This is a genomic window from Ruegeria sp. C5 (assembly GCF_056537605.1).
This window is the reverse complement of the sequence record NZ_JBQFRX010000002.1, coordinates 723,378-748,788: the sequence shown is the minus strand read 5'-3', so window position 1 is coordinate 748,788 and position 25,411 is coordinate 723,378. Positions and strand designations below refer to the sequence as shown.

Below are 25,411 nucleotides of genomic sequence, written 5' to 3'. Positions count from 1 at the left end.
CGTACCAGAGGGGAAATCAGACCGGAGACACCGGTAGATTGTCGATCAGCCGCACGCCGTCGACCAAGGCTGCCGCAAACAGTCGTGCGGGTCGTTTGGCATGGGTCATAGGCTCCAGCGTTTCAGCGCAGCGTAGTTGCAGATACTCCACTTCGTTGAAGCCGGCGGCCAAAAGATCGGCCTGTGCCTGAGAAGCCAAAGCTTCGAATTCTTCGCCGTTTTCCAGCGCCTGAACAACTGCACGCATGATACGATGTTTTTCGGCTGCGATGGCCAGACCATCCTCGGATAGCCTTTGATTGCGCGAAGACATTGCGAGGCCCGAAGGTTCACGCACCGTGGGGCAACCAATCACCTCGATAGGGATATCGAGGTCGCGGGCCATCCGGCGGACGATCATAAGCTGCTGATAGTCTTTTTCCCCGAAATAGGCTCGATCCGCTTGCGTTTGCAGGAACAGCTTGGCGACAACGGTTGCCACACCATCGAAATGACCCGGGCGGAATTCTCCCTCCATCGCGTCGGTCAGACCCGAGACCGAGACTGTGGTGGCGAAGCCATCTGGGTAAATCTCATCCGGGTCGGGCACGTATATCGCATCGACGTTGTAAGGCGCGAGCTTTTTCGCGTCTTCTTGTTCGGTGCGCGGATAGTTGGCGAGGTCTTCGGGGTTGTTGAACTGCTTGGGGTTTACAAAGATCGTCACGATAACCCGGTCGCAAGCCGTCTTCGCGGCTTCGGCCAGCGACAGATGCCCCTGGTGCAGCGCACCCATGGTGGGGACAACTCCGATCACCTCACCATTCAGATGCCAATCACGAGTCAGCGCACGCAAGTCTGCCAGTCGACGCAGAATAGGCGCGGTCATGACTTGGGTCCTTTGTCGGGTACGGCATCGGCAAAGACATGTTCGTCTGCCGGGAAGCTTCGCGCACGAACCTCGGCTGCGTATTCAGCAATGGCGGCTTCGGCCAGCGGGCCAAGATCAGCATAGCGTTTGACGAATTTCGGTTTGAAGGCGGTGAAAAAGCCAAGCATATCGTCCACCACCAGAATTTGCCCGTCGCACCCGGCCGAGGCACCAATGCCGATTGTGGGGATCGCAATCTCAGCGGTAATCCGGTTGGCCAAACCCTGCGGAACTTTCTCTAACACGACCGAAAACGCGCCTGCTTCGGCGACGGCCCGGGCGTCGGCCAATACGGCATCGGCCTGTTCGTCGCGCCCTTGTACCTTATAGCCACCCAAAGTGTTTATCGACTGCGGTGTCAGGCCAATGTGTGCCATCACCGGGATCCCGCGTTTGACCAGAAACCGGATGGTTTCAGCCATCTCGACGCCACCTTCCAGCTTAACCGCCCCAGCTCCTGTTTCCGACATCAGCCGGGCTGCGTTGCGGAATGCCTGAGCCGGGTCATGCTCGTAGCTGGCGAAAGGCATGTCGATCACCATCATTGCCTTGTCCAGACCACGGGCAACGGCCTGACCGTGCATGATCATCATCTCCATCGTCACACCAAGAGTCGACGTCAACCCGTGCAACACCATGCCGACGCTGTCACCGACCAGAACGAAGTCACAATGCGCATCCATCAACTGCGCCATCGGTGTTGTGTAGGCGGTCAACGAGACCAGAGGATCAGTACCTTTCCGGGCGCGGATATCCTCGGCGTTCGGGGCTTTCTTGCGGGCGGTGGCGCTCATGCTCGCTCCTCGCAGGGTTCATGTTGCAGCGCGGCATAGCAGATGCGGCAGGCGCAAAGAAACCCCGGTTGCGCCAACAATTCCTTGATTGACCTCGGGTTTGCGAGGACATTGGTCGCAGATCGGCCCGAAAAAAGCAGGGCTAGCCAATTTCAGTGGGGAGAGATTTTCATGACAAAGCAGCGCTTTCGCTCGTTCGCGTCGGCCCTGGTCCTTGGCGCGGGCCTGTTTGCCACGCAGGCCATGGCCAAATCTGACATCACCATCGCCATGCAGCTTGAGCCACCGCATCTGGACCCGACCAGCGCTGCGGCGCAGGCTATCGATTCGGTTGTCTACACCAATATCTTCGAAGGCCTGACCCGGTTCATGGGGGATGGCTCGGTGGTGCCGGGGCTGGCCGAAAGCTGGGAAATCTCGGATGACGGTACCGTTTACACATTCAAGCTGCGCGACGGTGTGACATTTCACGATGGCACAACGATGGATGCCGAGGACGTCAAGTTTACCCTTGATCGCGCCACGGCAGAAGACAGCGCCAATGCGCAGAAGGCTTTGTTTGCGGGCATTAAAAGTGTCGAGGTAGTGGACCCCCTGACCGTTCAGGTGACGTTGAATGAGCCGAACGGGAACTTCCTTTTCAATCTCGCCTGGGGTGACGCGGTGATCGTTGCGCCCGAAAGCATCGAGAATATCAAGACCAATCCGGTTGGCACGGGGGCCTTCACCTTCTCTGACTGGCTGCAGGGTGACAGCATCATCCTGAATCGCAACCCCGACTATTGGGGCGAACAGCCCGCGTTAGAGACCGCAACGTTTAAGTTTATCTCGGATCCGACCGCCGCCTTTGCCGCTATGATGGCCGAGGATGTAGACGTGTTCGACAACTTCCCCGCACCCGAGAATCTGCCGCAATTCGAGGCTGATCCGCGCTTTCAGGTTCTTGTCGGCTCGACCGAGGGGGAAACCATTCTGTCGACCAACAACAAACAAGCCCCGTTTGATGACATATTGGTCCGACAGGCATTGGCCCACGCGATTGACAGGCAGGCCATCATTGATGGGGCTATGTTCGGCTATGGCACACCCATCGGTACGCATTTTGCTCCGCATAACCCGGCTTACGTCGATCTGACCGGCAATTCGGCCTATGACCCGGAAAAAGCCAAGGCGCTGCTGGCCGAGGCCGGGTATCCCGATGGGTTCGAGACCACGCTGCACTTGCCGCCGCCTTCCTACGCCCGACGCGGGGGTGAAATCATCGCTGCGCAACTGGCCGATATTGGCATCACCGCCGAGATCATCAATGTGGAATGGGCGCAGTGGCTGGAAAGCGTGTTCAAGGGCAAGGAGTTTGGCCTGACCATCGTCAGCCATACCGAGCCGATGGATATCGGTATTTATGCACGGCCCGACTATTACTTCCAATATGACAGCACCGACTTTCAGGCATTGATGGACACGCTGAATTCGACCACGGACCCTGATGAGCGCACACGTTTGCTGGGTGAGGCACAGCGCTTGATTTCGACCGATTACGTCAACGGGTACCTGTTTCAACTTGCCAAACTTGGCGTGGCCAAGGCCGGTGTTGAGGGGCTATGGGAAAATGCACCCACGGCAGCGATCGATCTGACCGGGATCAGTTGGTCCGAATAGAAGAGCAGAGTTGGACCGGGGCGATGGCCAGCGCCCCGGCGCGAACTGTTGCACCATGAAACCCACAAGGATTCTGGTTTGGCGGGTTTCTTTTTGTCTATCTTCTCGTGCCTTAGGCGCTGGACCCACACGGGATGTGACCCTAACGTTTTCAAATGCTCCGCTACGCCCTCAAACGTCTGCTGTCGCTGATCCTGAGCCTGGCTGTCGCCTCGGTTGTCATCTTTGCAGTGATCGAGGTCGCGCCCGGTGATCCGGCGTCGTTCATGCTGGGCGTGAACGCGCAGGCCGATACATTGACTGCGCTGAGAGCTGAACTGGGCCTCGATGTCTCGAAGATCGAGCGGTACTTTAACTGGGTCGGCGGGATGCTGGTTGGGGATTTTGGTACGTCCTACACCTATCGCACACCCGTGTCGCAGATGATCGCAGATCGATTGTGGGTGTCATTGCCGCTGGCTTTATACGCGCTAACCCTGTCCACGCTGATTGCTTTCCCCGCCGGTATCTACGCAGCCTCACGGCGCGGCAAACCGGGTGATCTGACCGTGATGGGTGCGACTCAGCTTGGTATCGCGGTGCCGAATTTCTGGTTCGCGATGATGCTGGTGCTGGTCTTTGCCATCAATTTGCGCTGGTTCAATGCCGGCGGTTTCGCGGGTTGGGAGAACGGCATTTGGACCGGTCTACATTCGCTGACCCTTCCAGCCATTGCATTGGCCCTGCCGCAAGCGGCGATCCTTGCGCGGGTTATGCGCTCGGCTCTGTTGGATATTCTGGCCGAGGATTTTATGCGCACCGCACGCGCCAAGGGCCTTTCGCGTCGGCAGGCGCTTTGGCGACACGGAGTGCGGAATGCTCTGATCCCGGTACTGACGATCATTGGACTCCAATTTTCCTTCCTGCTGGCGGGTTCGATCATCATCGAACAGGTGTTTTATCTACCTGGCCTCGGGCGGCTGGTTTTTCAGGCCATATCGGCGCGCGATCTGATCGTCGTGGAATCGGTCGTTATGCTGCTGGTCTTTGCCGTCATCATGGTGAACTTTTTTGTCGATCTGGCCTATGCCGCAGTCGATCCAAGGCTGAGGAGCAGGACATGAGCCGCAACCTGATCCTTGGCGCAACGCTGTCCTCACTGGTGGTGCTGGCAGCGCTGGTGTCCTTTGTCTGGACCCCATACGACCACGCCGCGCTGAGCATTCCGGCCAAGCTGCAGCCACCCAGCGCACAGCACTGGTTCGGTACCGATCATTTCGGACGCGACATGTTCTCGATGATCATGGTTGGTGCGCGCACCTCGATAGCGGTGGCGCTGGTCGCGGTCGGGATTGGCATGGCGCTGGGAGTTCCCTTGGGTCTGGCTGCCGCTGCGCGCAGTGGATCGTGGCTAGATGAATTCATCATGCGCGGCAATGATCTGGTCTTTGCATTCCCCTCTCTCGTCATCGCCATTCTGATCACCGCCGTCTTTGGTGCCGGGGCCATAAACGCGATCATCGCCATCGGTATCTTCAACATCCCCGTTTTTGCCCGCATCACCCGAGGCGCAGCTTTGTCTCTTTGGGAGCGCGAGTTTATCCTTGCCGCCCGCGTGTCAGGCAAAGGCGCGGCACGGATATCGGCTGAACATATCCTGCCCAATGTCGCCAATCTGCTGATTGTTCAGGGAACAATCCAGTTCTCACTTGGCATTCTGGCCGAGGCTGGGCTGTCCTATGTCGGTCTTGGTGCGCAACCCCCTACGCCAAGCTGGGGCAGAATGCTGGCCGATGCGCAGACGATGGTTAGTTTTGCCCCGCATTTGGCTCTGATTCCGGGTCTTGCCATCATCGTGACGGTTCTTGGCCTGAACCTTCTGGGTGATGGCTTGCGCGATTGGTTGGACCCTCGGATACGGGTGGCCCGCGCATGAGTCTTTTGCAGATCAAGGACCTCTCGTTGGCTATCCACGGCACGCCGATTTTAAAGAAGATTAACCTGTCGATTGCCCCTGGGCAGATCGTGGCTGTGACCGGAGAAAGCGGTTCGGGCAAATCAATGACAGCCTTTGCCGTGATGCAGTTGCTGCCAAACGATGCCGAAGTAGATGGGGTGCTAGAGTTAGAGGGCCAGAACCTGCTGAACCGGTCTGAGGCCGAGATTTGTGCGCTGCGGGGCGCTGCGATCGGAATGGTTTTCCAAGAGCCGATGACTGCCCTGAACCCGGTGAAGACCATCGGCGATCAAGTTATGGAGACTATCCTGATCCACAAGGCCATGCCCCCGGCCAAAGCGCGCGCTCGGGCCGAAGAGGTTCTGGCTCGGGTTGGATTGCCAACCGACAGGTTTCCGTTGAAGCGTTATCCTCACGAACTGTCAGGCGGTCAGCGCCAGCGAGTGGTGATCGCCATGGCGATTGCACTGCGCCCCCGACTGTTGATCGCGGATGAGCCGACAACGGCGCTTGATGTGACCACGCAGGCGCAAATCCTTGATCTGCTAAAAGGGCTCGTGTCGGAGTATGGCATGGGTCTGCTGATGATCACGCATGATTTGGCGGTGGTTGCAGACATGGCGGATCAGATTGTGGTCATGCGGCATGGGGAGGTTGTTGAAACGGGCGCAACAGATCATCTCCTGCGCCATATGCAGCACCCTTACACCCGTATGCTGTTCGAAGCTTCGGGGCATCAAGTCAACCTGCCGACCTCTCCTGCACCGCGAGCGTTGCTTGAGGTCGAGAACGTGGTGCGGGACTACCGTCTGCCCCGAACGCGCCTGTTTGCCACGCCCGGTCATCATCGGGCCGTCGATCATGTCAGCTTTACCCTGAATCGGGGGGAGCGTTTAGGGCTGGTAGGAGAGTCCGGTTGTGGAAAATCGACCCTAACACGAGCTATTTTGGGCTTGGAGGAGGTGCAGCAAGGCCGCATTTCCCTTGATGGTCAGCCTGTTTTCACCGGCCACAAACCCAATCTGGCAGTGCGACGCAAGATGCAGGTGGTGTTTCAGGACCCTTATGGCAGCTTCAATCCTCGCCACCGGGTCGCGCGCCTGATCACCGAGCCATTTCATTTGCTGGACACCCCGCCAACCGGTTCTGAACGGCAGGATCGCGTCGCTGAGATGCTTACCGCCGTTGGCCTAAGCCCCGATGATGCGGGCCGCTACATTCACGAATTCTCGGGTGGGCAGCGGCAACGTATCGCTATTGCGCGCGCTCTGATTATTCGATCCGAGTTGATCCTGTTTGATGAGGCTGTCTCGGCGCTGGATGTCTCGGTCCGCGCCCAAATTCTCGACCTGCTGGCCGAGCTTTGTGCGGCTTACGATCTGACTTACCTGTTCATCAGCCATGACCTGAGCGTGGTTCGAACCATCACCGACCGTGTGTTGGTGATGCAGGCCGGCAAGATTGTGGAACAGGGTGAAACCGAGCAAGTCTTCACAGAGCCTCAGCATCCTTACACAAGAACTCTGATCAATGCGGCACCGAAATTGCCGGAGACTGGACGAGGCGCTGCATGAAAAACCCTTGTATAGATCCTGATATTGGAGCTTCCGATGACTAACCCCCTCTGGTTCGATCCCAACCTTTGCCTGATCGGCGGAGAATGGAAAATGCCCGCGTCAGGTCAAACCTTGCCGCTGGTGAATCCCTCGGACGGTTCCGAAATTTGCCAGATCGCTCGAGGTGGCGAAACCGATATCGACGCTGCAGTGCGGGCCGCCCGATCCGCGTGCGATGGCGATTGGGGTCGCATGACGGCCCTGGAGCGAGGGCGTATTCTCACCCGACTGGGGCAACTGGTTCTGGACCGAGTGGATGAACTGGCACAGCTAGAGGCGATGGATGTCGGCAAACCGCTGACCCAAGCGCGGGCAGATGCGGTAGCATTGGCGCGGTATTGCGAATTTTATGGTGGTGCTGCGGATAAAGTGATGGGCGAGACCATTCCCTATCTGGATGGCTATACCGTCTACACGTTGCGCGAGCCCCACGGTGTGACCGGCCACATCGTGCCGTGGAATTATCCGATGCAGATCATTGGCCGTTCTGTCGGGGCGGCGCTGGCAATGGGTAACGCCTGTGTTCTGAAACCGGCGGAAGAGGCCTGCCTGACCGCACTGGCCTTCGCGCATCTGGCGATACAGGCGGGCCTTCCGCTTGGTGCCCTGAATGTGGTGCCCGGCCTGGGGGCTGAGGCGGGCGCGGCCCTGTCGGCACACCCGGGTGTGGATCACATCTCATTCACCGGTTCGGTCGCGACTGGCGCGTTGGTTCAGCAGGCGGCGGGTCGAAACGTTGTTCCGGTGACACTGGAACTGGGCGGCAAGTCGCCGCAACTGGTTTTCGATGACGCCGATCTGGATGCCGCGCTGCCGTATCTGGTGAATGCGGGTATACAGAATGCGGGCCAGACCTGCTCGGCCTCTTCGCGCATTCTGGTGCAGCGCGGTGTTTATGATGCGGTGAAATCCCGTATGGCGACTGCCTATCAAGAACTCACCGTTGGTCCGGCGATCCGGGATTTGCGCGTCGGTCCGCTGATCTCAACACGGCAAAAAGAAATCGTGACCGGTTTCCTTCACCAAGGCTCGGACTTGGCGATTGCCGCCGAGGGCCAGATTGCGGCTGGCGCACCCGAATCCGGCGCATATGTCAGGCCCACACTGTTCTCGGATGTGCCGCCCGATCATGCCTTGGCGCGGGATGAGATCTTTGGCCCCGTACAGGTTCTGATCCCGTTTGACACCGAAGAACAGGCTCTAACCATAGCAAATAGCACCGAATATGGCCTTGTTGCTAGCGTCTGGACCCGAGATGGTGGGCGTCAGATGCGGCTGGCTAAGGGTTTGCGTTCGGGGCAGGTGTTCATTAACAACTACGGCGCGGGCGGAGGTGTCGAGCTGCCTTTTGGCGGCGTTGGAAAATCCGGCCATGGCCGCGAAAAAGGGTTCGAGGCGCTTTATGGGTTCTCGCAGCTCAAGACGGTTGCGGCCTACCACGGCTAAACGATCACTTCGATCGGCTCCTGCGCTCCAACGCCAAAGACGCGCTTGTACCGCTCAATCTGCTCGGCGGGTCCCATCGCCTTTTCCGGGTTGTCAGATAGTTTGACCGTCGGGTAGCCATTGGCCGAGACCGCCTTGCAGACTAGCGAAAAGGGAGCCAATGCGTCATTCGGTACAAGTTCGCGGAAGTCATTGGTCAGCAACGTACCCCAGCCGAACGAGACATTGGTTTGATCCGCGAACTGAGCGTGCAATTCGCGTATCTTGTCCACATCTAACCCGTCCGAGAAAATAACCCGCTTCTGCGTCGGGTCTTCGCCGCGTGATTTCCACCAGTCTATTGCGATTTTTGCGCCGGTTGCGGGGTCGCCGCTGTCAACGCGAATGCCGGTCCAGCCTGCCAGCCAGTCAGGCGCGCGGTCCAGAAACCCTTTGGTGCCATACGTGTCGGGCAGAATGATGCGCAGATTTCCATCATGTTCCTCGTGCCAGTCGCTAAGGACGTCATAGGGCGCCTGCGCAAGCGCGGCGTCGTCTTCGGCGAGCGCAGAATACACCATAGGTAGTTCATGTGCGTTGGTGCCAATAGCCTCAACTTCGCGTCGCATTGCGATCAGACAGTTGGACGTTCCGGTAAAGGACGAGCCCAAACCTTCAATCATGGCCTGCACACACCAGTCCTGCCAAAGGAAGGAATGCCGCCGCCGCGTGCCGAAATCCGCGATCCCAAGCCCCTCAATAGTGCGAAGCTGGGCTATCTTTTCCCATACGCGTGTCATTGCACGGGCATAGAGCACCTGTAGTTCGAACCGGCGCATATCGTTCAGAACCGCGCGTGAGCGTAATTCCATCAGTACGGCCAGCGCCGGGATCTCCCATAGCATGACCTCGTGCCACTTACCCTCAAAGGTCAGCTCATACTGATCACCCTTATGCTCCAGGTGGTAAGGGGGCAGGCGCAGGTTCTCGAACCATTCCATGAAATCCGGGCGGAACATCTGACGCTTGCCGTAGAATGTATTGCCCCGCAACCACGTGCTTTCCCCACGACTCAGACTTAGCGAGCGGATGTGATCCAACTGCTCGCGCAGCTCGCCTTCATCGATCAAACGGGCCAATGGCACGTGATTCGACCGGTTGATCAGCGAAAACACCACATCGGTTTGGGGCTTATTTCGAAACACTGACTGGCACATCAGCAGTTTGTAGAAATCTGTGTCGATCAATGACCGGATAATCGGGTCAATCTTCCATTTATGATTGTAGACCCGCGTCGCGATATCGACCATGGGGACCTCCTGCAATTTCCGTTGTTAGATCAATCGGAGCACGAAATGGCAAGAGTCGCGGAATTGGGAACAATGCCCACGACAGAACACATTACGGGCTTATTGTGGGTTTCCTTCACGCTTTAGTGAGGGGTGGGGATGGAACTGAAGGTTGAAGTTAGTGAATGAGTCTCGAGTACGATTTTGACATTGTTGCAATAGCTCCGGATGAGGTTGATCCTGAGCATGGGCAAACATCGATAACTGGGCGGCCCCCGGTGCGGGCGCGGTTCAGGGATATCAAGACGGCAGACGCTTTGCGCGCTGCATCGCCCAAGATTCGCAGAATATTTCTGGAATCAGGATTTAGCCTGGACGAGTCGGATGGGCATCTTGCCCGAGGTTATTTTCGGCCAGAAGACGCTGAAGATCGCCTCCTGATCCTAAAGCGGCTTTTTGCGAATATCCGGAATATGGGTGTCCAGGGAGAGTATAGTGGTGAGTTCGATTTCCATCACTTCTTGGGCCATATCAGGACCGCAAAGCCCGGGACCGTGAACCGGAAAATGCCCGAGCGACCATTGCAAGCGCCACGCCCAAGACCAGTGCGTCCAAAGCGTCGCACGGTTTCTGGGCGTATCGGTTTCGCGTTAGGTCTTGCCGTGATCCTGTTCGTGTTTCTGAAACTGCTGGCCGAGCATGGTGCCGCGCTTTGATCCTCAGGCCAGTGTCACACCCGCTGCGCGCATGGCCTGTTCTGCGACAGCCAAAGATCCGTCCATATCAATGGCGCGGCACAAGTTGCTTAAGACAGTGACATCAAACCCCAGCTGTGCCGCATCTACCGCCGAATAATGCACGCAGAAATCTGTTGCCAAACCGACCATGGTCAGCTGCGTGATCCCGCGCGTCTCAAGATAGCCTTTTAGACCAGTGGGCGTGGAATGGTCGTTTTCGAAAAACGCGCTATAGCTATCGATAGCGCTGCGAAATCCCTTGCGGATGATCAGATCGCCATCTGTTCGCAAATCCGGATGGAAGTTCGCGCCTGCGCTGCTCTGAACACAGTGATCGGGCCACAAGACCTGAGGGCCATAAGGCATGTCGATCATCTCGAACGGCGCTTTGCCAGTATGAGAACTGGCGAATGAAGAATGCCCCGCCGGGTGCCAATCCTGTGTCAGGATCACCGTATCGAACCTATCCATGATCGCATTGATCGGTGCGACGATCTCGTCCCCTCCGGCAACGGCAAGCGCGCCGCCGGGGCAGAAGTCATTTTGAACATCGATAACGAGCAGGGCGTGGGACATGCTGGCCTCCTAAAGTCGCGTTATCGGTATGGTGCGCAGCGGGTATCGTCAATGCGGTCTCTTGTGTGTTTTTGCCAAGGGCATTAGATCGCCCACATGTACACAATCGCTGCCCTCTATCATTTCACGCGTTTTACCGACCCCGATGCGCTGCGCCCGGCTTTGCACGAGCTTTGCCGCGCGCAGTCGGTGAAAGGCACCCTGCTGCTGGCGCAGGAAGGGATCAATGGCACCATCGCCGGTCCTCGTGCCGGGATTGACGCGGTTCTGGCGCATATCCGTGCGTTGCCAGGATGCACTGATCTTGAGTGGAAAGAGGCGACCTCGGACCATCCGCCCTTCGGCAAGATGAAGGTGCGGTTGAAGAAAGAGATCGTGACTATGGGGCAACCCGATGTCGATCCCCGCGCAAATGTCGGCAATTACGTCGAGCCTGAGGACTGGAACGCGCTGATCCGATCAGATGATGTGGTGGTGATCGACACCCGCAACGATTACGAGGTGGCGATTGGCACGTTTGAGGGTGCAATAGACCCTAACACAGCCAGTTTCCGCGATTTCCCGGCGTGGTGGGAACAGAACAAGGAGCGCTTTCACAACAAACGCGTTGCGATGTTCTGCACCGGTGGCATCCGGTGCGAAAAATCCACCAACTACCTGCTGGGGCAAGGGGTCGAAGATGTCTATCACCTGAAAGGTGGCATCCTGCGGTATCTGGAAGAAACGCCACCCGAAGACAGCACTTGGCAGGGTGAGTGTTTTGTCTTCGACAACCGCGTCTCAGTTGGTCATGGTCTGGTCGAAGGCCCACACAAGCTGTGCCATGGTTGCCGTCGCCCGATCCTGCCCGAAGATGTGAAACGCCCTGCATACGAGCATGGCGTATCCTGCCATCGGTGTATCAATGAGACTTCAGAACAGGACAAGGCGCGGTTTCGCGAGCGGCAAAAGCAGATACAGCTGGCCCGCGCGCGGGGCGAGGAACATCTGGGTTCTGACTGAAATCAGCTTGCAGGCCACGTTTGAAATCGGATGATTGTGCGCAAGCCCAACCGACGGAGCGCTCATGACCCACGAACCCAGAACCCTGGAAGAATGGAAATCAACTTTTCTGGCGGCGCTTGGACTGGTCTTGGCAAGCTTTCTTGCGTGGTACGGTCTGTCGCGCCTGAACGAAGCCACTGCAGGCGACACCATTGGCACGCTTTCCTCGGTAGGCCTTCTAATCTGGATCGCCTCGCAGTCCTGGTACTACATGACCCAGGTGAAATCCCCCCGGAGGTTGTTGTTCCTGATGGGGGTGTCCTTCATCCAGGTCGTGCCATTCCTGTTCGCAGCCGTCTACGGCGCGTTTGGATATAACGACCATTGTGTGATCGGCGCTGAAGGGCCAGCCGATATTCTGTATTTCTCATACGTCACCTTCACAACGGTCGGATATGGGGACATGTCCCCAACTGGCTTTTGCCGTGGGCTGGCTGTGGCCGAGGCTGTGACGGGTTACATCCTGTTGGGCATGTTTGTGGCCGCCGCCGTCGCGCTATACGCGCGCAACCACGGCAAATAGAGCGATCTATTTATTATGATCGATCCAGCGCGACATCATTTGTTTGTCGCGGAAACACTCGGACGGGATCGGGCGGCGCTTGCTGCGCGAGATACGTTCGGCAAAAGCAACCTGCTTACCTGTTGGGTAGTTTGTAAAGGGCGACGGATCATGCGGCTTATGAGCTGAAATCCAGTCCGACAGGGATTTGCGGTCACGCTGCGCCTCGACCGGAATCTCAAGCGCTGATTGTTGCGCGATGGCGCGGGCAAAGCGCATCTGCCGATCTGTAACTGGCAGCAGGTGATAGTCGTTTGTCGGGCCGCTCAGGGCGGAATTTCGCATGTTCTGGGCCATCGGGTAATCCTCTGACTATGTAGAACATAAATAGAACATTAACCTTTCGTTTCAAGGGAAGACCCTTTGGGTTAGGCGAGAACCTGCCAATTTGCGGCTTGATTGACTGATCAGTCAATAATCGATAATTCGATCCTCAACGCACGCGATCTCTTTGCCTAAAGAGATTTCTGAACACAGAGGGAACCGGCATGAAGTTTCAACCTAAGGCCAGCCATTTCATCGATGGCGAGTATGTCGAGGACACCAATGGCGCGCCCATCGACGTTATCTACCCCGCCACCGGAGAGGTCATCGCACGGCTGCATTCCGCCACGCCTGAGATTGTTGAAAAGGCTCTAAACAGCGCAAAATCGGCCCAAGCGGCCTGGGCTGCCCTATCGGGCACCGAGCGAGGCCGTGTGCTGCGACGCGCGGCCGACATCATGCGGGATCGCAATCGTGACTTATCGATTATCGAAACCCATGATACCGGCAAACCTCTGCAGGAAACGCTGGTGGCCGACGCTACCAGCGGCGCGGATGCGCTGGAGTATTTTGGCGGTCTGGCGGCCTCGCTGACCGGCGACCATATCCCTCTGGCAGACGGGGATTTTGTCTATACCGTCCGCGAGGCGCTGGGCGTTTGTGTGGGCATTGGGGCATGGAACTACCCGACGCAGATCGCTTGCTGGAAGGGTGCCCCGGCGTTGGCGTGCGGAAACACAATGATCTTCAAGCCTTCCGAGACTACTCCGCTGTCGGCATTGCAAGTAGCCGAGATTTTGATCGAGGCAGGTGCACCCAAAGGCGTCTATAACGTTGTTCAGGGCTACGGTGATGTAGGCGCCAGCCTGGTGACCGACCCCCGAGTGGCCAAGGTCTCGCTAACAGGGTCGGTTCCAACGGGTCGCAAGGTGTACGCTGCTGCCGCCGATGGCATGAAACATGTCACCATGGAATTGGGTGGCAAGTCCCCGATGATCGTGTTCGACGACGCCGACATCGAAAATGCCGTGTCAGGCGCCATTCTGGGAAATTTCTATTCCTCGGGACAGGTCTGTTCCAACGGCACTCGAGTTTTTGTGCAAAAGGGAATCAAGGAAGCGTTCCTTAAGCGCCTGTCTGAACGCCTTGCTACGGCGAAAATCGGCGACCCGATGGATGAAGAGGTCAACTTTGGCCCGATGGTCAGCGAAAACCAGATGAATATCGCGCTTGGCTATGTCGAAAAGGGTAAGGCTGAAGGCGCGCGGCTGATCTATGGCGGCGAACGGGTCCAAGGCGATGGTTTCTACATGCAGCCCACGGTTTTTGCCGATGTTAAGGACGATATGACAATCGCGCGCGAAGAGATTTTCGGCCCGGTGATGTCGGTGCTGGACTTCGACACCGAAGAAGAGGTTTTGGCCCGTGCCAATGACACTGAATTCGGTCTGGCCGCCGGCGTCTTCACCAACGACCTAACCCGCGCCCACCGCATCGTGGCAGGTTTTGAGGCGGGGACTTGTTACATCAACACTTATAACCTGGCCCCGGTTGAGGCACCGTTCGGCGGATCTAAGATGTCGGGCGTCGGTCGCGAGAACTCGAAACTGGCAATCAACCACTTCAGCGAGATGAAGACAGTCTACGTCTCGATGAATGATGTGGAGGCCCCATACTGAATAAATCCGGTTGAATAGTCTCTGTTCTTGATGGTTCACGTCGGGGGCAGAGCACATGCCGGCTCGTACATATGACTAAATTCCTCAAGACGCCTCCTCCGCAAACCGGAGATCAGCCTGTGAAAACACACGCCCAAGCTTATGTGATCGGTGCAGTTTGATCCTTTATCAACTGGCCAAGTTTGGTTGGATTGACGTGGCGATGCTGGAAAGGGCGAGCTAACTTGGGGCCAACCCCAGACCATGTCCCCGGCACAATACGCAATGCCAATTGTAGCGGCTGTTTTGGCGGTGCATGTTCACATCTGGGCTGAACAAATCTCTGGGGCGGGTCTGCCGGATCCCGATGTGGCAACCGTAATGCCCTTGAATACGGTTTCAGAAAGTCTGAGTCACTCGGCCTGGATTACCAAGGGCAGATGTGGTGATCGTAATTTCAGATAGAGTTGTCCAAGAACCAGCACACTTGAACGCGTGCGGTGGTCCTGAATGATCATTGAGCCAGCTGTAGATCTTCGACACGTTCACTGAGTTTACCGCCACTGTCCCATGGGCATCATGGATTAACGCATAGGAAGTCCAAATGAATTCAATACCTTTGTTAGAGGCTGATTTTGGCGTCTATCAGCCTACAGGCCAAATCAGTTACACCTGTCCCTGCAAGAACAGACTTCCAAGGTTCAGTTCGGGTCAATTGCGCGCACTGTCTCAAGCATTTCAATGATCTGCGCGCGTGCGATGGTGCTGTCCTGTATTAGCATTGCGGCGTCCGACAACGGCTTGTCCGGCTGCCGCGCAACGGGCTTGATCAGGGACGTTCGGATGCGGGACAAATCGGTGAAGGTGTTTGACCTCTCTTCATCCGCACCGCCGGAGCCCGCCAACCAGTTGTATCGATCGGCCATCTCGTGCTTCCCGCCTGCCTGCAATGCGCGCGCGGCGGCATCGAAATCCTGTGTTTGCATCATGGCCTGGGCGCGCAACTCTTGCGCGGTGTCCGAGGAATCGTCCGCGATTTCCAGCAGCGCCTGACGGGGACGGTTGCCCAACAGAGCCGCCTTTGCCCGAAGCCGAGCACGATCACGGCTGCGTTCCCGATCTTGCGGTCGGTTTGCCAGCGCGTAAGCCTGCGCTGAAAACCCAAGGTCAGCCAATCGCTCTGCCATGGACACGGCAGTTTCGACCGCCAGCGCGTTGCGTCGCTTGTCCTTCAATTCCATCACATGGCGCAGGAAAGTAATGTCGTCCGCCCGCTCCGCCAGCAATTGGAATACCTGATCTCGTGTCCTCTGCCATTCGTCGGAATCCGAGACATCCTCAAAACTGGCAAGAGCTCCGGTAAAATCCTGCGACAAAGCCATCGCCAAAGCGTGTGCACGCGCCAACATCGGGCCAAGATCGGACTTCCGAAGCTCGCGCGCATAACTTGCAGCTAAATCGAGGTCGCGGGGCGAGACCGTACCCCGGTCCGACCACCGCTTTTCGATCAACCGCGCAAGTGCCAACGGCGCATCGGTCGCGGCATCGGGCGCCGATATGACCTCGGTCAACAGCGTTTCTGCGGTATCGGTATCCCCTGCAGCATCCGCGATTTTGGCTTGGGCAAAGGTTACATCAGCGGGTTCGTCCTCTAAGACCCGTTCGACCGCACGCAAGATCCGGCGCGATACTTCAAGTCGGCCTGCCGAGACAAACATCTCGGCGATATCCGGGCCGAGATGTTGCCTGAGATGCCACGGCAGCCGACCAAAACTGCGTTCGATCGCCTTCACATGCGCATCGGATTGAAGTTTACCCTTACTCAAAAGCGCCCAGAGTGCGGCGGCACCATCACATCTTTGCTGTCCTTCCAAAGGGTTCGGCGTCGGCGCAGGCAACCCGTCCATCACTGATGCGATGGCCGCTACTCTGCGCTGCTCAACCGAGGTCTCCGACAACAAAGACAGGGCTTGGTGCGCTTCTACACCGAACCCGAAATACGTATAGAGCTTCGCCAAATCCATTGCATGCGCCTGGTCGACACGATCGAATTCCTGAAATAGCCCGACCCGCAATTCGGCCACATCCTCGGAAAATGATCGAGCGCCCGACCATGTCCCAAAACCCAGTTCGCTGTCCGTGATACATTCCGGTTTGCTATCAATCTGAGGAACTGCCAGATTGCCTAGCCCCGAAACCTCATCGAGCACCGAAGACAGTCGCAGATTTGGTACCAGCTTTTCCGAAGATCGCAGCGACCCAAAACTGGACGATTCCCTGCTTCCGACACCTGCCAGTTCAAGATCAACAACCTCTCGATCAGCGCTTTGCAATATACGTGATGCCAACTGCTCCTCAAAATTTCGTTGATTTAATTGCAGCAAAGGCAAGGCCAGTTCGGTGGCTGGAATATCAGTAGGTAAGGGTTTTGGGGCCGGGATACTTGCAGTCCTGGGAAGCGCCTCTGGCTCTACCGGGTCATTTGCAGGTGTACCCTGGCCGGGTGCGATATCTATGACAACCATAGTTTGGCGATGCAGAAATGCCGTTGCCACGCAGTCGCACCCAAATGTCATCTCCAACGCTGCACCTGGCCCGGCCTGTTGAAGCGATTGCAGACGGTTCCCCGACAGGCGGTCGAAGACAGCTGCAGTGTTGAATGTCGCATTATCGATGCCAATGCTCAGCCGCGCGCCGTTCTCGACCGGATCCAACATCCAACCGGTGCCAGAGGGGACCTGTACCACCAGACGCGTGTATCCCTCATGCTCGCCCGATCGCACGGTCAAAGCCTGTGCTGACGCGCTTGTGCCCCATGCGAGCAAGACCAAAGACAATGCGCGGATCATGCTGCAGCCTGCTTGAGTTCCTTAAGCGCGTCTTCAAGTTCTGAGAAACCGGGCCGGTTGTGGGTCGGTGTGTTCTGGCGGCCGACCTCAATACACATGGCCGCGTTGTGGTTGTGAAGATTAGCCACCAGAACCTCTTTGATGAGTTGGTAAAAGTGGTTGTCTTCTTCGACAACAGATTTCAGCTTGCCCGCAAAAGGGCCCACCAATCCATAAGCCAGAAAAACCCCCAGAAACGTCCCAACCAACGCGCCGCCGATCAGCTTACCCAGAACTTCCGGTGGTTGGTCGATTGCTCCCATCGTCTTGATCACACCCAGAACGGCGGCCACGATCCCCAGAGCGGGCAACCCGTCAGCAACGGTTTGCAGCGCGTGGCTTGAATGCATGGCATGGTGGAAGTTCGCCTCCATCCGCTTCTCCAGCACCTCCTCAACCTGGTGCGGGTCGTCATAGTTCATCGCCGCCGAGCGCATGGTGTCACAGATCAGGTCCACCGCTTCTTTGTCGGCTTGAATCTTGGGATATGCGGAAAATAGCGATGAGCTTCCTGGCTCTTCAATGTGCTGCTCTACCTCGACCGGGTTCGCGCGTGAGATCCGGATCAGAGAGAATAACAAGCATAACAGATCGCAATAATCCTCGGGCTTCCATTTGGGTCCTTTGAAAACTTTCGCGATATCCTTGGCGGTGTGTTTTACGCCGCCGATATCATTGCTGATCAGAAATGCGCCGACTGCGGCCCCTCCGATCATCATCATCTCGAAGGGCAGTGATTTCATAATGATGGCCATCTTGCCGCCTGCGGCAAGGTAGCCGCCGAATACCATGACAAAGATGACGGCAATTCCGATGAGCCCGATCATGAAAGGTCTCCAGCGTTGAGGGTGCAGATAGATATGGCCATGAGGGTCATTCCTGTGGGGCACGTGCATTGCGCCCGGCCATGATCACGCTGATGGTGTAAGCAGCCTCGGGGCTGAGACCGGCCATAACTTCAGCGGCAGCTTCCGGTGGCATGCGAGACAGGAAGCCAGCGGCGAATACCGCGTCCATCGTTTCGAACAACGCGGCGGCATCTTTGGGCTTCATGCTCTGATACACGTCAGTCAGTTGTGTCAGATCGTTTTCGGCGGCCTTTTCGGCAATCGCCACCGTTTCACGCAGAGCGTTCTCGGCGTCCTCCAGCATGGTGAGCCGGGTTTCGATGGCCTGATCGGCAATGTCGAGCGCCCGTTCCCGGTCCAAAATCGTGCTTTCACGCTGGTTTAGAGTCTTTTCACGGCGCAATAGTTCCGTAAGCAGCAATTGTAGATCTGCCGCATTCGCCTCTTTGCGTTCACCACCGACCGGCGAGGCCATGTTTGGTTCCGCGCCGCGGGCAAGTGCAGGCCCGGCCTCAAGCCCGATGCGAATAATCGCAGAGCCGACCATCAGCAAGGAAATGATGGTCAGAACACCGCCCCGCGCTCGGCGATCAGGCGCTTTTGCCCGGTTGCGACTCATTTCGCTGCTCCGCCAGATGGTGCGGCGTGCCGAAAGAACATCAGGCCTTCTGGTTTCTTTGCGGGCGGCTCTGGTGGAGCTTCCGATGGCTCAGTCGAGACCTCAGTTGGTTCACCAGACGAATCGGATGCAGTTTCTTGTGCTTCGCCGGGCTGCTCAGACCTGTCCTCAGCAGGTGCGTCATCTGGCTGATCCTTGGGAGCGTCTGGCTCAGAGGGCTCTTCCTGAACAACATCGTGCATCGAGGCCATCATAAGCTCCAACCGTTGTGCGACGGTTTCCGCCCGTTCGGTCAACGTCTGCAACGCGGTGCCGGAATCATCCGAAGCCTGGCGTGCGCTATCCAGCGATTTTCGCAACTCTTCTGCTTGCGAGGACAGCACGGAAACGGCGCCACCCACACCCTTCTCAAGATCGGTAAACCGCTTCAGGCGTCGCGACAGAACGAAACAATACAGACCAGCCCCAAGAGCGCCCGCAACCAGCAGAATATCGGCAATCAACTCCACCATCGCCTCCTAATTCAGTACAAATTCCATGACCAGAACGTCACGCACGCGGCCTTCGCCCACGACGATCCCAATGCGTCGTAGCAGGTGTCCGCGGATCCTCATCAAAGCCAGAGAATCTTCCAGATCGGTTAACTCAAGGGCGCGCAAATAGCTGTTCAGAACGTCCATGATTCGCGGCTGCATCTTTTCAACCTCGGCGGCGTAGCCCGCGTTCACTTCAAGCTGCGCGTGAAATTTCAAATGTCGCGAATCATCTGACTTGACCGAGATGATCACCGGCGGAAGATCGACAAATTTCACATCGGGAAGTGCCTTTACGGAAGCGTCTTCGCCTTTCTTTTTGGCCTCTTTCACCATCTCGGACCCACCTATGGGAAGCAGGCCGGATGCAGTTATGAAATAGCCACCAACACCGCCCGCGATAGCCAGAATCAGTCCAAGCAGAAGGCCTTTTTTCCCTGATTTTTTAGTGGCTTCCGCCTCATCTGCAGTTGCGTCGGTCATGCCGTCCTCATGAATCTGTTCGGCAACCGTCATAACCCCTCAGGGACTAACCGATTGTTAAGGGCAATCGTCCAAACAAGGGCAGAGCCGCACAGAATGTCGGTGAGTCGGAGGTAAGCGTGCAGCAGATCGGAACTGTCTGGGCAAGTTTGGACAGGCGCAAACAAATTATCGTGGCCGGTGCCGTGGCACTGGTGTTTCTGGGTGTGCTTGCGATGTCACGGATTGTGACAGCGCCGTCGATGACGCTGCTTTATGCGGGGCTCGAAAGCGGTGCGGCAGGGGATATCGTGCGGGCGCTGGACCAGCGTGGTGTGACCTATGAAATAAGGGGTGGCTCGATCTACGTCCCCGGCGTTCAGCGGGATGAGTTGCGGATGACTTTGGCCAGCGAGGGCCTGCCTGCGAACGGCAATCGCGGTTACGAACTGCTGGATTCGCTCAGCGGCTTTGGCACTACGTCGCAGATGTTTGATGCCGCCTATTGGCGCGCAAAAGAAGGAGAGCTGGCGCGCACGATCGTGGGCAGCCCGCATGTCAGCAAGGCCCGGGTGCACATCGCCAACAGCTCCTCCAACCCGTTTCAGCGCAGCATAGCACCAACCGCTTCGGTTTATCTGGTCCCGTCGGGTGCACCGATTAACGGAGATCAGGCAAAGGCGATCCGGTTTTTAGTGGCGTCGGCGGTTAGCGGGCTGGCACCGGAAAACGTCACTGTGATTGATTCAAACGGGGCCGTGATTGGCGCGCAGGACACGGCGGTGGCAGCCGATACTGCAGATGATAAGGCGCGCCAATTGCGTGAGAAAGTTCTACGTCTGATCGAAGCCCGGGTCGGGGCCGGCAACGCGGTGGTTGAGGTCAGCGTAGATACGGTGACCGAAACCGAGTCTATCCGGGAACGTCGCTTTGACCCCAAAGGCCGTGTTGCGATCAGCACGGATGTTGAAGAACGGTCGGACAGTGCGCGTAATCAGTCGGCGGATGTGACAGTGGCGTCGAATCTGCCGGATGGCGACGGGGCAGGAGGCGATGAATCCAATTCGAATGCCACTCAGACCCGCGAACGGGTGAATTATGAGGTGTCAGAGACCGAGTTGGAAGTTCATCGCGCGCCAGGTGCGATCAAACGTCTGACTGTCGCGGTGCTGGTCAATGGTGTTCGAGCGGCAGGTACAGATGGCGTCGAGATTTTTGAACCCATGCCGCAGCCCGAGCTTGATGCACTGCAAGAGCTTGTGGCTTCTGCGGTCGGGTTTGATGCTGAACGCGGCGACGTCATCACACTGAAATCGCTCGACTTGCCCATGGTTGAACCCCAGGGCGAGTTGGTGTCCGGGTCGATCTGGCAGAACATGCACATCGACGCTATGTCGCTAATCCAGATGGTGGTTTTGGCGCTGGTTTCCCTTGTTTTGGGTCTGTTTGTCATACGGCCAATTCTGACGAAATCTGCGGCATCGGCGCTGCTGCCAGCAGGTGCACCGGTCGAGGTCGCCCCAGCGCCTTCCCTGACCGGGGAAATTGCGACCGCAGATGCGCCGGACTTTGCACCGCTCGCGGATGCGGCGCAGCCGAATGTTCCGGCGATTGCCGCTGCGCGAGGGGAAGATTCTGTCGACCGTTTGCGCGCCATGATCGGCGACAAGCAGGAAGAGACGGTAGAGATCCTGCGCAGCTGGCTTGAAGAAGGCGAGGAGAAGGTGTGATGTCGATCGCTCATCTTCTTGAAGACTTCACCGCCCCTGCGGCTGGGGTGGCCGTACATCTACTGGATGAAGACGCACTGGAAGAACAGCGGCTTGCTGCATTTGAACAAGGCTATGGGGCGGGCTGGGAAGATGCGGTTCAGGCGCAGGAACAGACTGGTACACAGCTAAGCTCCGATCTGTCGGCGACGTTATCCGACCTGTCCTTTACCTATCAAGAAGCATTGACCCGCATGACCCTGTCGCTGGAACCGATGTTCCACAGCCTGGTTCAGACTATTCTGCCTGAGACGATCGAGCATGGCTTTGCGAAGCGATTGACCGAGCAGCTTTGCGACATGGCGCGAGAGCAGGTTGACCAGCCACTGCAGCTGACTGTTCCGGCGGGCACTTCGGATCAGGTCGAGGCGATGCTGCCGCAGGATATCTCGCCGCGTCCCCAAGTCATCGAGGATGTCTCGCTCCAGCCGGGACAGGCGCGATTGCAGGTGGGGATCGCCCAACGCGAGGTGGACTGCGCTGCCTTGCTCTCATCCATTGCTGCAACGTTCGACGCATATCTGTTTGAAGCAAAAGAGGCTTTGTCAAATGAGTGATCCTCAACCACCGAAACCCGAAAAACCCAACCCGTTCGAGACTGTTCCGATCGAAGTCACCGTCTCGGTCGGGCGTGCGCGGCCTTTGATCCGTGACCTGTTGAGCATGGGCGAAAATGCCGTACTGACACTGGACAAGCGGATCGAGGATCCGGTTGACCTCTATGTTGGGGACCAATTGGTAGCGCGCGGTCTGTTGGAAGAGATGGAGGGCGACCAGTCCGGGCAACTGGCTGTACGGCTGACCGAAATCTCGGATCTGCAGAACGGGATCGGATGATGCGCCACCTGTTTTGGCTGGCGCTTTTGCTGGTCATACCCTCCGGTGGCGCGGCGCAAGAACTGTCGCTGTCCCTGGGCGAGGGTGGGTCGATCTCGGCCCGGACCATCCAGTTGATTTTGCTGATCACGGTGCTCAGCCTGGCACCGGGACTGGCGATCATGATCACCTGTTTCCCGTTTTTGATCACGGTTTTGGCGATCCTGCGGCAAGGAATCGGCTTGCAGCAGTCACCGCCAAATATGTTGATCGTCAGTCTGGCGCTGTTTCTGACCTATTTCGTCATGGAGCCGGTTTTTACCGAGGCGTGGGAGACCGGGATTCAGCCGATGGTCGAGGAAACGCTTGACGTAGAGCCTGCGCTGGAACGCGCGCTGGTGCCGTTTCGCAGTTTTATGGCAGCGCGCATTGATGTCGACACGTTTCAAGCCATGGCAGACCTGCGCCCGGATGATGCTGCGATCCAACTATCGCCCGAGGCCCCGTTATCCGTGCTGATGCCGTCCTTCATGTTGTCGGAAATCGCGCGGGCCTTTCAGATCGGGTTCCTCATTTTCCTACCTTTCCTGATAATCGATCTCGTTGTCGCAGCGGTTTTGATGTCGATGGGAATGATGATGGTGCCCCCGGCTACAGTCTCGCTGCCGTTCAAATTGGCGTTTTTCGTCATCGCTGATGGCTGGGCCTTGATCGCCAGCGCCTTGGTGCGCAGCTATGCGCCATGACTATTGCCGTGTGATCTGTAGTCGGGCGCGCAGACCCTGATCTCCGGCCTCGAAACTCAGCGTTCCGCCATGTTGTTCGGCAACGGTGCTGACAATTGTCAGGCCCAATCCGAACCCGTCCGAAGATCCGATGTTTGATCCGCGCTGGAACGGTGCCAGTAGCGCCTCGATATCCGCGACCGATAGGTCGGCGCCCTTGTCCTCGACGACGATCGTGGCGGTCTGAGCATCGGTTTCCAGTTCAACCTCGGCGTGACGACCGTATTTCAGGGCATTATCGATCAGATTGGACAAAGCTCGTTTCAATGCGATGGGCTGACCCGTCACCAGGATGCGCCGCGTTTCCGGCAGCGACGCATGCCCACGGCGTGACATGAAAACAGACGACGCGCTTTCGACGACAACGGGATCAACGGCTTTCAACGACACAGGCCGGTCCATATCCTGATAATCGGCCACAAGCGACTCAACCAGCGAGGTCAGCGATATCTGGCGCGGTTCCTCGACGCTGAGTTCCGATCGCGTGTAAGTAAGCACGCTTTCTATCATGCCGGTCATCTGGTCCACGTCGGCCTCGAGCTTTTCGCGCAACTCGCCATCGGGAATCAGCGCCGCACGCAGCCGGACGCGGGTTGCAGGTGTCCCCAGATCGTGGCTGACACCCGACAGTACAATGGCGCGTTTCTCAAGCTGCGCACGTTCGGCATCCAGGTGATCATTCACCGCAGTCACGATATCGCGCAGCTCTTCGGGCCCGTCCGCGTCATAGTTTTGCGGCCCGCCGCGACGTCGGCGGTCACCAAGTGCCTGAGCAAAGCGTGCGAAACTGTCAGAAACATTCCCGACCGAGGTGAGAAGCACCGCCAAGGACACAATGCCCAGCAATATTGCGGGCAAACGCAGATCAACCGGCGCAGCCTTACAGCCCCAGATTGCGGTGCCGTCGACTTGCTGCCAGACCCCGCGCCCGAATTGCGCGATCAGGATAGGTTCGCTGCAATATGTGGCTAACAGGCGGGTCAGGTTCCCCATCTTCTCGGGGCCGGTCTGATCGCTGCCAGATACGATGTCTGAAACCGGATAGACCAGTCGATCCGATAACACCGCAAGCGTCAATTCGCGGCCACTCAGGGGGGCTGAACTGTCGGTCAGGATCGACAGATTGGTGACAAAGCGGCGATCCGCAAAGCCGGGCATTTGCTGGAACGCTCCACTATCAGCAAGCGCGGCTGCCTCGGTTGGCAATGGGTTGATCAATAGGCCGGGTGGCGGCGCCATCCCCGTTCGCAAGTCTTCGTATATGGTGAAACCAGCAACAAATGCTGCGGTCTGGTACCGGTTCCACGCCTGTGCCGAGGTGAACCACATCCCGGCAGCGACCAGCCCCGCGACAAAGGCGGACAGGGTCCAGAGCCAGCCAAAACTGCGCAGGCGCAGGGTCATGCGTCCTCATCCACCATAACGTCAGCGGTAAACAGATAGCCAACACCGCGCTCGGTGCGCAGCATCTGGGGGTCTTTTGGATTGGCCTCGATTTTCGACCGCAACCGCCCCACCAGCATATCTATGGCACGGCCTTGCGCCTCGGGCTTGTCGGCCTCACCGGTTACATCCAGTGCGGCGGCGATCTCATCACGGGTCAGCGGAATATGCGGGTTCGCCAGCAAAACCTTCAGCAGGGCGGTCTCCCGTTGGGACAGGGAAACCAGATAGCCTTCGGGCGAATGCACCTCGTCCCGTTTGCCGTCAAAGACCCAGCCGTCAAAGTGAAAGGTGCGCGTGCGGCGGCGGTATGCCAGCGAAGGCGTGCGTCGGGCGCGTTGCATCACCGCACGGACGCGGGCCAGCAACAGTTGCGGGTTGAATGGTTTGGCGATGTAATCGTCTGCTCCAACCTCATATCCTGCCATGCGCTGGTGATCCGCCGACAGGGCCGATACCAGAATGATCGGTACATCCTGTTCGGCCCGCAACCGGGCACAGATCTCGACGCCGTTTTCATCGCCCAGCATCACGTCCAACAGGATCAGGTCGATCCGCCCCGAGGTTAGATGCGTGCGTATTTCACTTTCGGAACTGGCAGGCAGAGCAATATACCCGTTCTGCTGAAAGAACTGGGTCATCATCGACCGCATCTCCGAATCGTCGTCCACCACCAGGAGCCGGGGAATGCCCACTCTGTTTCTCCTCCTCAGGGTTCTCCGTCGCCGCCAATTGTAACGAATGGAAACGGATTCAAGGCCAACGTAACACGGGGTAA

At 57.6% G+C, this 25,411-nt stretch carries 25 protein-coding genes; 13 read left to right on the top strand and 12 right to left on the bottom strand.

From position 1 onward, the window contains the following. Window positions 1-16: 16 nt before the first annotated feature. Together panC and panB are read right to left on the bottom strand one after the other, a co-directional pair. Window positions 17-868, bottom strand: a complete 852-nt coding sequence (gene panC, locus ACR0AW_RS11360; protein ID WP_170514138.1) for a pantoate--beta-alanine ligase — start codon at window positions 866-868, stop codon at window positions 17-19. Further along, window positions 865-1,704 carry a 3-methyl-2-oxobutanoate hydroxymethyltransferase gene (panB, locus tag ACR0AW_RS11355; protein ID WP_170733940.1) on the bottom strand — a complete coding sequence of 280 codons (840 nt, stop codon included), beginning with the start codon at window positions 1,702-1,704 and terminating at the stop codon, window positions 865-867. The genes panC and panB overlap by 4 nt, the downstream gene beginning before the upstream one ends. 171 nt (window positions 1,705-1,875) lie before the next feature. Here panB and ACR0AW_RS11350 point away from each other — a divergent pair, with 171 nt between their 5' ends. The 5 genes from ACR0AW_RS11350 (at window position 1,876) to ACR0AW_RS11330 (ending at window position 8,361) form a co-directional block, all read left to right on the top strand. Next, entirely contained in the window at window positions 1,876-3,363 is a 1,488-nt protein-coding gene (locus ACR0AW_RS11350; RefSeq protein WP_170408558.1) for an ABC transporter substrate-binding protein, read from the top strand. Window positions 3,364-3,518: 155 nt separating this feature from the next. Further along, on the top strand, window positions 3,519-4,466 hold the full coding sequence (locus ACR0AW_RS11345; protein ID WP_170426057.1) for an ABC transporter permease: 948 nt from the start codon (window positions 3,519-3,521) through the stop codon (window positions 4,464-4,466). Beyond that, complete coding sequence (locus ACR0AW_RS11340) at window positions 4,463-5,278, top strand: ABC transporter permease (RefSeq protein ID WP_170408556.1); 816 nt, start codon at window positions 4,463-4,465, stop codon at window positions 5,276-5,278. Before ACR0AW_RS11345 ends, ACR0AW_RS11340 begins: the two co-directional genes overlap by 4 nt. Next, a complete protein-coding gene (locus ACR0AW_RS11335) occupies window positions 5,275-6,873 on the top strand; it encodes a dipeptide ABC transporter ATP-binding protein (protein WP_170733939.1) in 1,599 nt (532 codons plus the stop codon). The genes ACR0AW_RS11340 and ACR0AW_RS11335 overlap by 4 nt, the downstream gene beginning before the upstream one ends. 36 nt (window positions 6,874-6,909) lie before the next feature. Beyond that, window positions 6,910-8,361 (top strand): aldehyde dehydrogenase family protein, encoded by a 1,452-nt coding sequence (locus ACR0AW_RS11330; RefSeq protein ID WP_170733938.1) that lies wholly within the window; start codon window positions 6,910-6,912, stop codon window positions 8,359-8,361. On the opposite strand, the gene pncB is transcribed toward ACR0AW_RS11330, so the two are convergent. Then, entirely contained in the window at window positions 8,358-9,650 is a 1,293-nt protein-coding gene (gene pncB, locus ACR0AW_RS11325; protein ID WP_170733937.1) for a nicotinate phosphoribosyltransferase, read from the bottom strand. The two genes, ACR0AW_RS11330 and pncB, sit on opposite strands and share 4 nt — an antisense overlap. A gap of 164 nt (window positions 9,651-9,814) precedes the next feature. Here pncB and ACR0AW_RS11320 point away from each other — a divergent pair, with 164 nt between their 5' ends. Beyond that, window positions 9,815-10,345 (top strand): hypothetical protein, encoded by a 531-nt coding sequence (locus tag ACR0AW_RS11320; RefSeq protein WP_170466668.1) that lies wholly within the window; start codon window positions 9,815-9,817, stop codon window positions 10,343-10,345. Between the two features lie 3 nt (window positions 10,346-10,348). Here the strand turns inward: ACR0AW_RS11320 and pncA are convergent, their stop codons facing one another. Further along, window positions 10,349-10,942, bottom strand: coding sequence for a bifunctional nicotinamidase/pyrazinamidase (gene pncA, locus ACR0AW_RS11315; protein WP_170733936.1), 594 nt, complete (start codon window positions 10,940-10,942; stop codon window positions 10,349-10,351). Between the two features lie 96 nt (window positions 10,943-11,038). Here pncA and trhO point away from each other — a divergent pair, with 96 nt between their 5' ends. Then, window positions 11,039-11,944 carry an oxygen-dependent tRNA uridine(34) hydroxylase TrhO gene (gene trhO, locus ACR0AW_RS11310; protein WP_170733935.1) on the top strand — a complete coding sequence of 302 codons (906 nt, stop codon included), beginning with the start codon at window positions 11,039-11,041 and terminating at the stop codon, window positions 11,942-11,944. 64 nt (window positions 11,945-12,008) lie between these two features. Continuing rightward, on the top strand, window positions 12,009-12,509 hold the full coding sequence (locus tag ACR0AW_RS11305; RefSeq protein WP_170636577.1) for a potassium channel family protein: 501 nt from the start codon (window positions 12,009-12,011) through the stop codon (window positions 12,507-12,509). A gap of 6 nt (window positions 12,510-12,515) precedes the next feature. On the opposite strand, the gene ACR0AW_RS11300 is transcribed toward ACR0AW_RS11305, so the two are convergent. Further along, window positions 12,516-12,845: a hypothetical protein gene (locus ACR0AW_RS11300; RefSeq protein WP_170733934.1), complete on the bottom strand. Its 330-nt coding sequence runs from the start codon at window positions 12,843-12,845 to the stop codon at window positions 12,516-12,518. Between the two features lie 191 nt (window positions 12,846-13,036). Between ACR0AW_RS11300 and betB the strand changes: the two genes are divergently transcribed. Further along, the gene (betB, locus tag ACR0AW_RS11295) at window positions 13,037-14,491 is read left to right on the top strand and encodes a betaine-aldehyde dehydrogenase (protein ID WP_170733933.1); all 1,455 of its coding nucleotides are present in this window, start codon (window positions 13,037-13,039) and stop codon (window positions 14,489-14,491) included. A 680-nt stretch (window positions 14,492-15,171) separates the two neighbouring features. On the opposite strand, the gene ACR0AW_RS11290 is transcribed toward betB, so the two are convergent. From ACR0AW_RS11290 to ACR0AW_RS11270, 5 genes are read right to left on the bottom strand one after another with little or no spacing between them, the layout of a single operon-like run. After that, window positions 15,172-17,319, bottom strand: a complete 2,148-nt coding sequence (locus ACR0AW_RS11290) for a hypothetical protein (protein WP_170733932.1) — start codon at window positions 17,317-17,319, stop codon at window positions 15,172-15,174. Then, window positions 17,316-18,185, bottom strand: coding sequence for a flagellar motor stator protein MotA (motA, locus tag ACR0AW_RS11285; protein ID WP_170733931.1), 870 nt, complete (start codon window positions 18,183-18,185; stop codon window positions 17,316-17,318). The genes ACR0AW_RS11290 and motA overlap by 4 nt, the downstream gene beginning before the upstream one ends. 46 nt (window positions 18,186-18,231) lie before the next feature. Further along, window positions 18,232-18,825 (bottom strand): MotE family protein, encoded by a 594-nt coding sequence (locus ACR0AW_RS11280; protein ID WP_170733930.1) that lies wholly within the window; start codon window positions 18,823-18,825, stop codon window positions 18,232-18,234. Next, window positions 18,822-19,334, bottom strand: a complete 513-nt coding sequence (locus ACR0AW_RS11275) for a DUF6468 domain-containing protein (protein ID WP_170394859.1) — start codon at window positions 19,332-19,334, stop codon at window positions 18,822-18,824. Before ACR0AW_RS11275 ends, ACR0AW_RS11280 begins: the two co-directional genes overlap by 4 nt. Before the next feature lie 9 nt (window positions 19,335-19,343). Beyond that, window positions 19,344-19,841, bottom strand: coding sequence for a flagellar basal body-associated FliL family protein (locus ACR0AW_RS11270; protein WP_170515145.1), 498 nt, complete (start codon window positions 19,839-19,841; stop codon window positions 19,344-19,346). 119 nt (window positions 19,842-19,960) lie between these two features. Between ACR0AW_RS11270 and fliF the strand changes: the two genes are divergently transcribed. From fliF to fliP, 4 genes are read left to right on the top strand one after another with little or no spacing between them, the layout of a single operon-like run. Beyond that, entirely contained in the window at window positions 19,961-21,550 is a 1,590-nt protein-coding gene (gene fliF / locus ACR0AW_RS11265; RefSeq protein WP_170733929.1) for a flagellar basal-body MS-ring/collar protein FliF, read from the top strand. Then, window positions 21,550-22,146 (top strand): ABC transporter ATP-binding protein, encoded by a 597-nt coding sequence (locus tag ACR0AW_RS11260; RefSeq protein ID WP_170733928.1) that lies wholly within the window; start codon window positions 21,550-21,552, stop codon window positions 22,144-22,146. Before fliF ends, ACR0AW_RS11260 begins: the two co-directional genes overlap by 1 nt. Continuing rightward, entirely contained in the window at window positions 22,139-22,426 is a 288-nt protein-coding gene (locus ACR0AW_RS11255) for a FliM/FliN family flagellar motor switch protein (RefSeq protein WP_170394848.1), read from the top strand. The genes ACR0AW_RS11260 and ACR0AW_RS11255 overlap by 8 nt, the downstream gene beginning before the upstream one ends. Further along, complete coding sequence (gene fliP / locus ACR0AW_RS11250; RefSeq protein WP_170733927.1) at window positions 22,423-23,151, top strand: flagellar type III secretion system pore protein FliP; 729 nt, start codon at window positions 22,423-22,425, stop codon at window positions 23,149-23,151. The genes ACR0AW_RS11255 and fliP overlap by 4 nt, the downstream gene beginning before the upstream one ends. Here fliP and ACR0AW_RS11245 read toward each other — a convergent pair whose 3' ends face one another. Both ACR0AW_RS11245 and ACR0AW_RS11240 read right to left on the bottom strand, forming a co-directional pair. Next, on the bottom strand, window positions 23,152-24,594 hold the full coding sequence (locus ACR0AW_RS11245; RefSeq protein WP_170733926.1) for a sensor histidine kinase: 1,443 nt from the start codon (window positions 24,592-24,594) through the stop codon (window positions 23,152-23,154). It abuts the gene before it with no gap. Beyond that, window positions 24,591-25,328, bottom strand: a complete 738-nt coding sequence (locus ACR0AW_RS11240; protein ID WP_170408540.1) for a response regulator transcription factor — start codon at window positions 25,326-25,328, stop codon at window positions 24,591-24,593. The genes ACR0AW_RS11245 and ACR0AW_RS11240 overlap by 4 nt, the downstream gene beginning before the upstream one ends. Window positions 25,329-25,411: the final 83 nt, after the last annotated feature.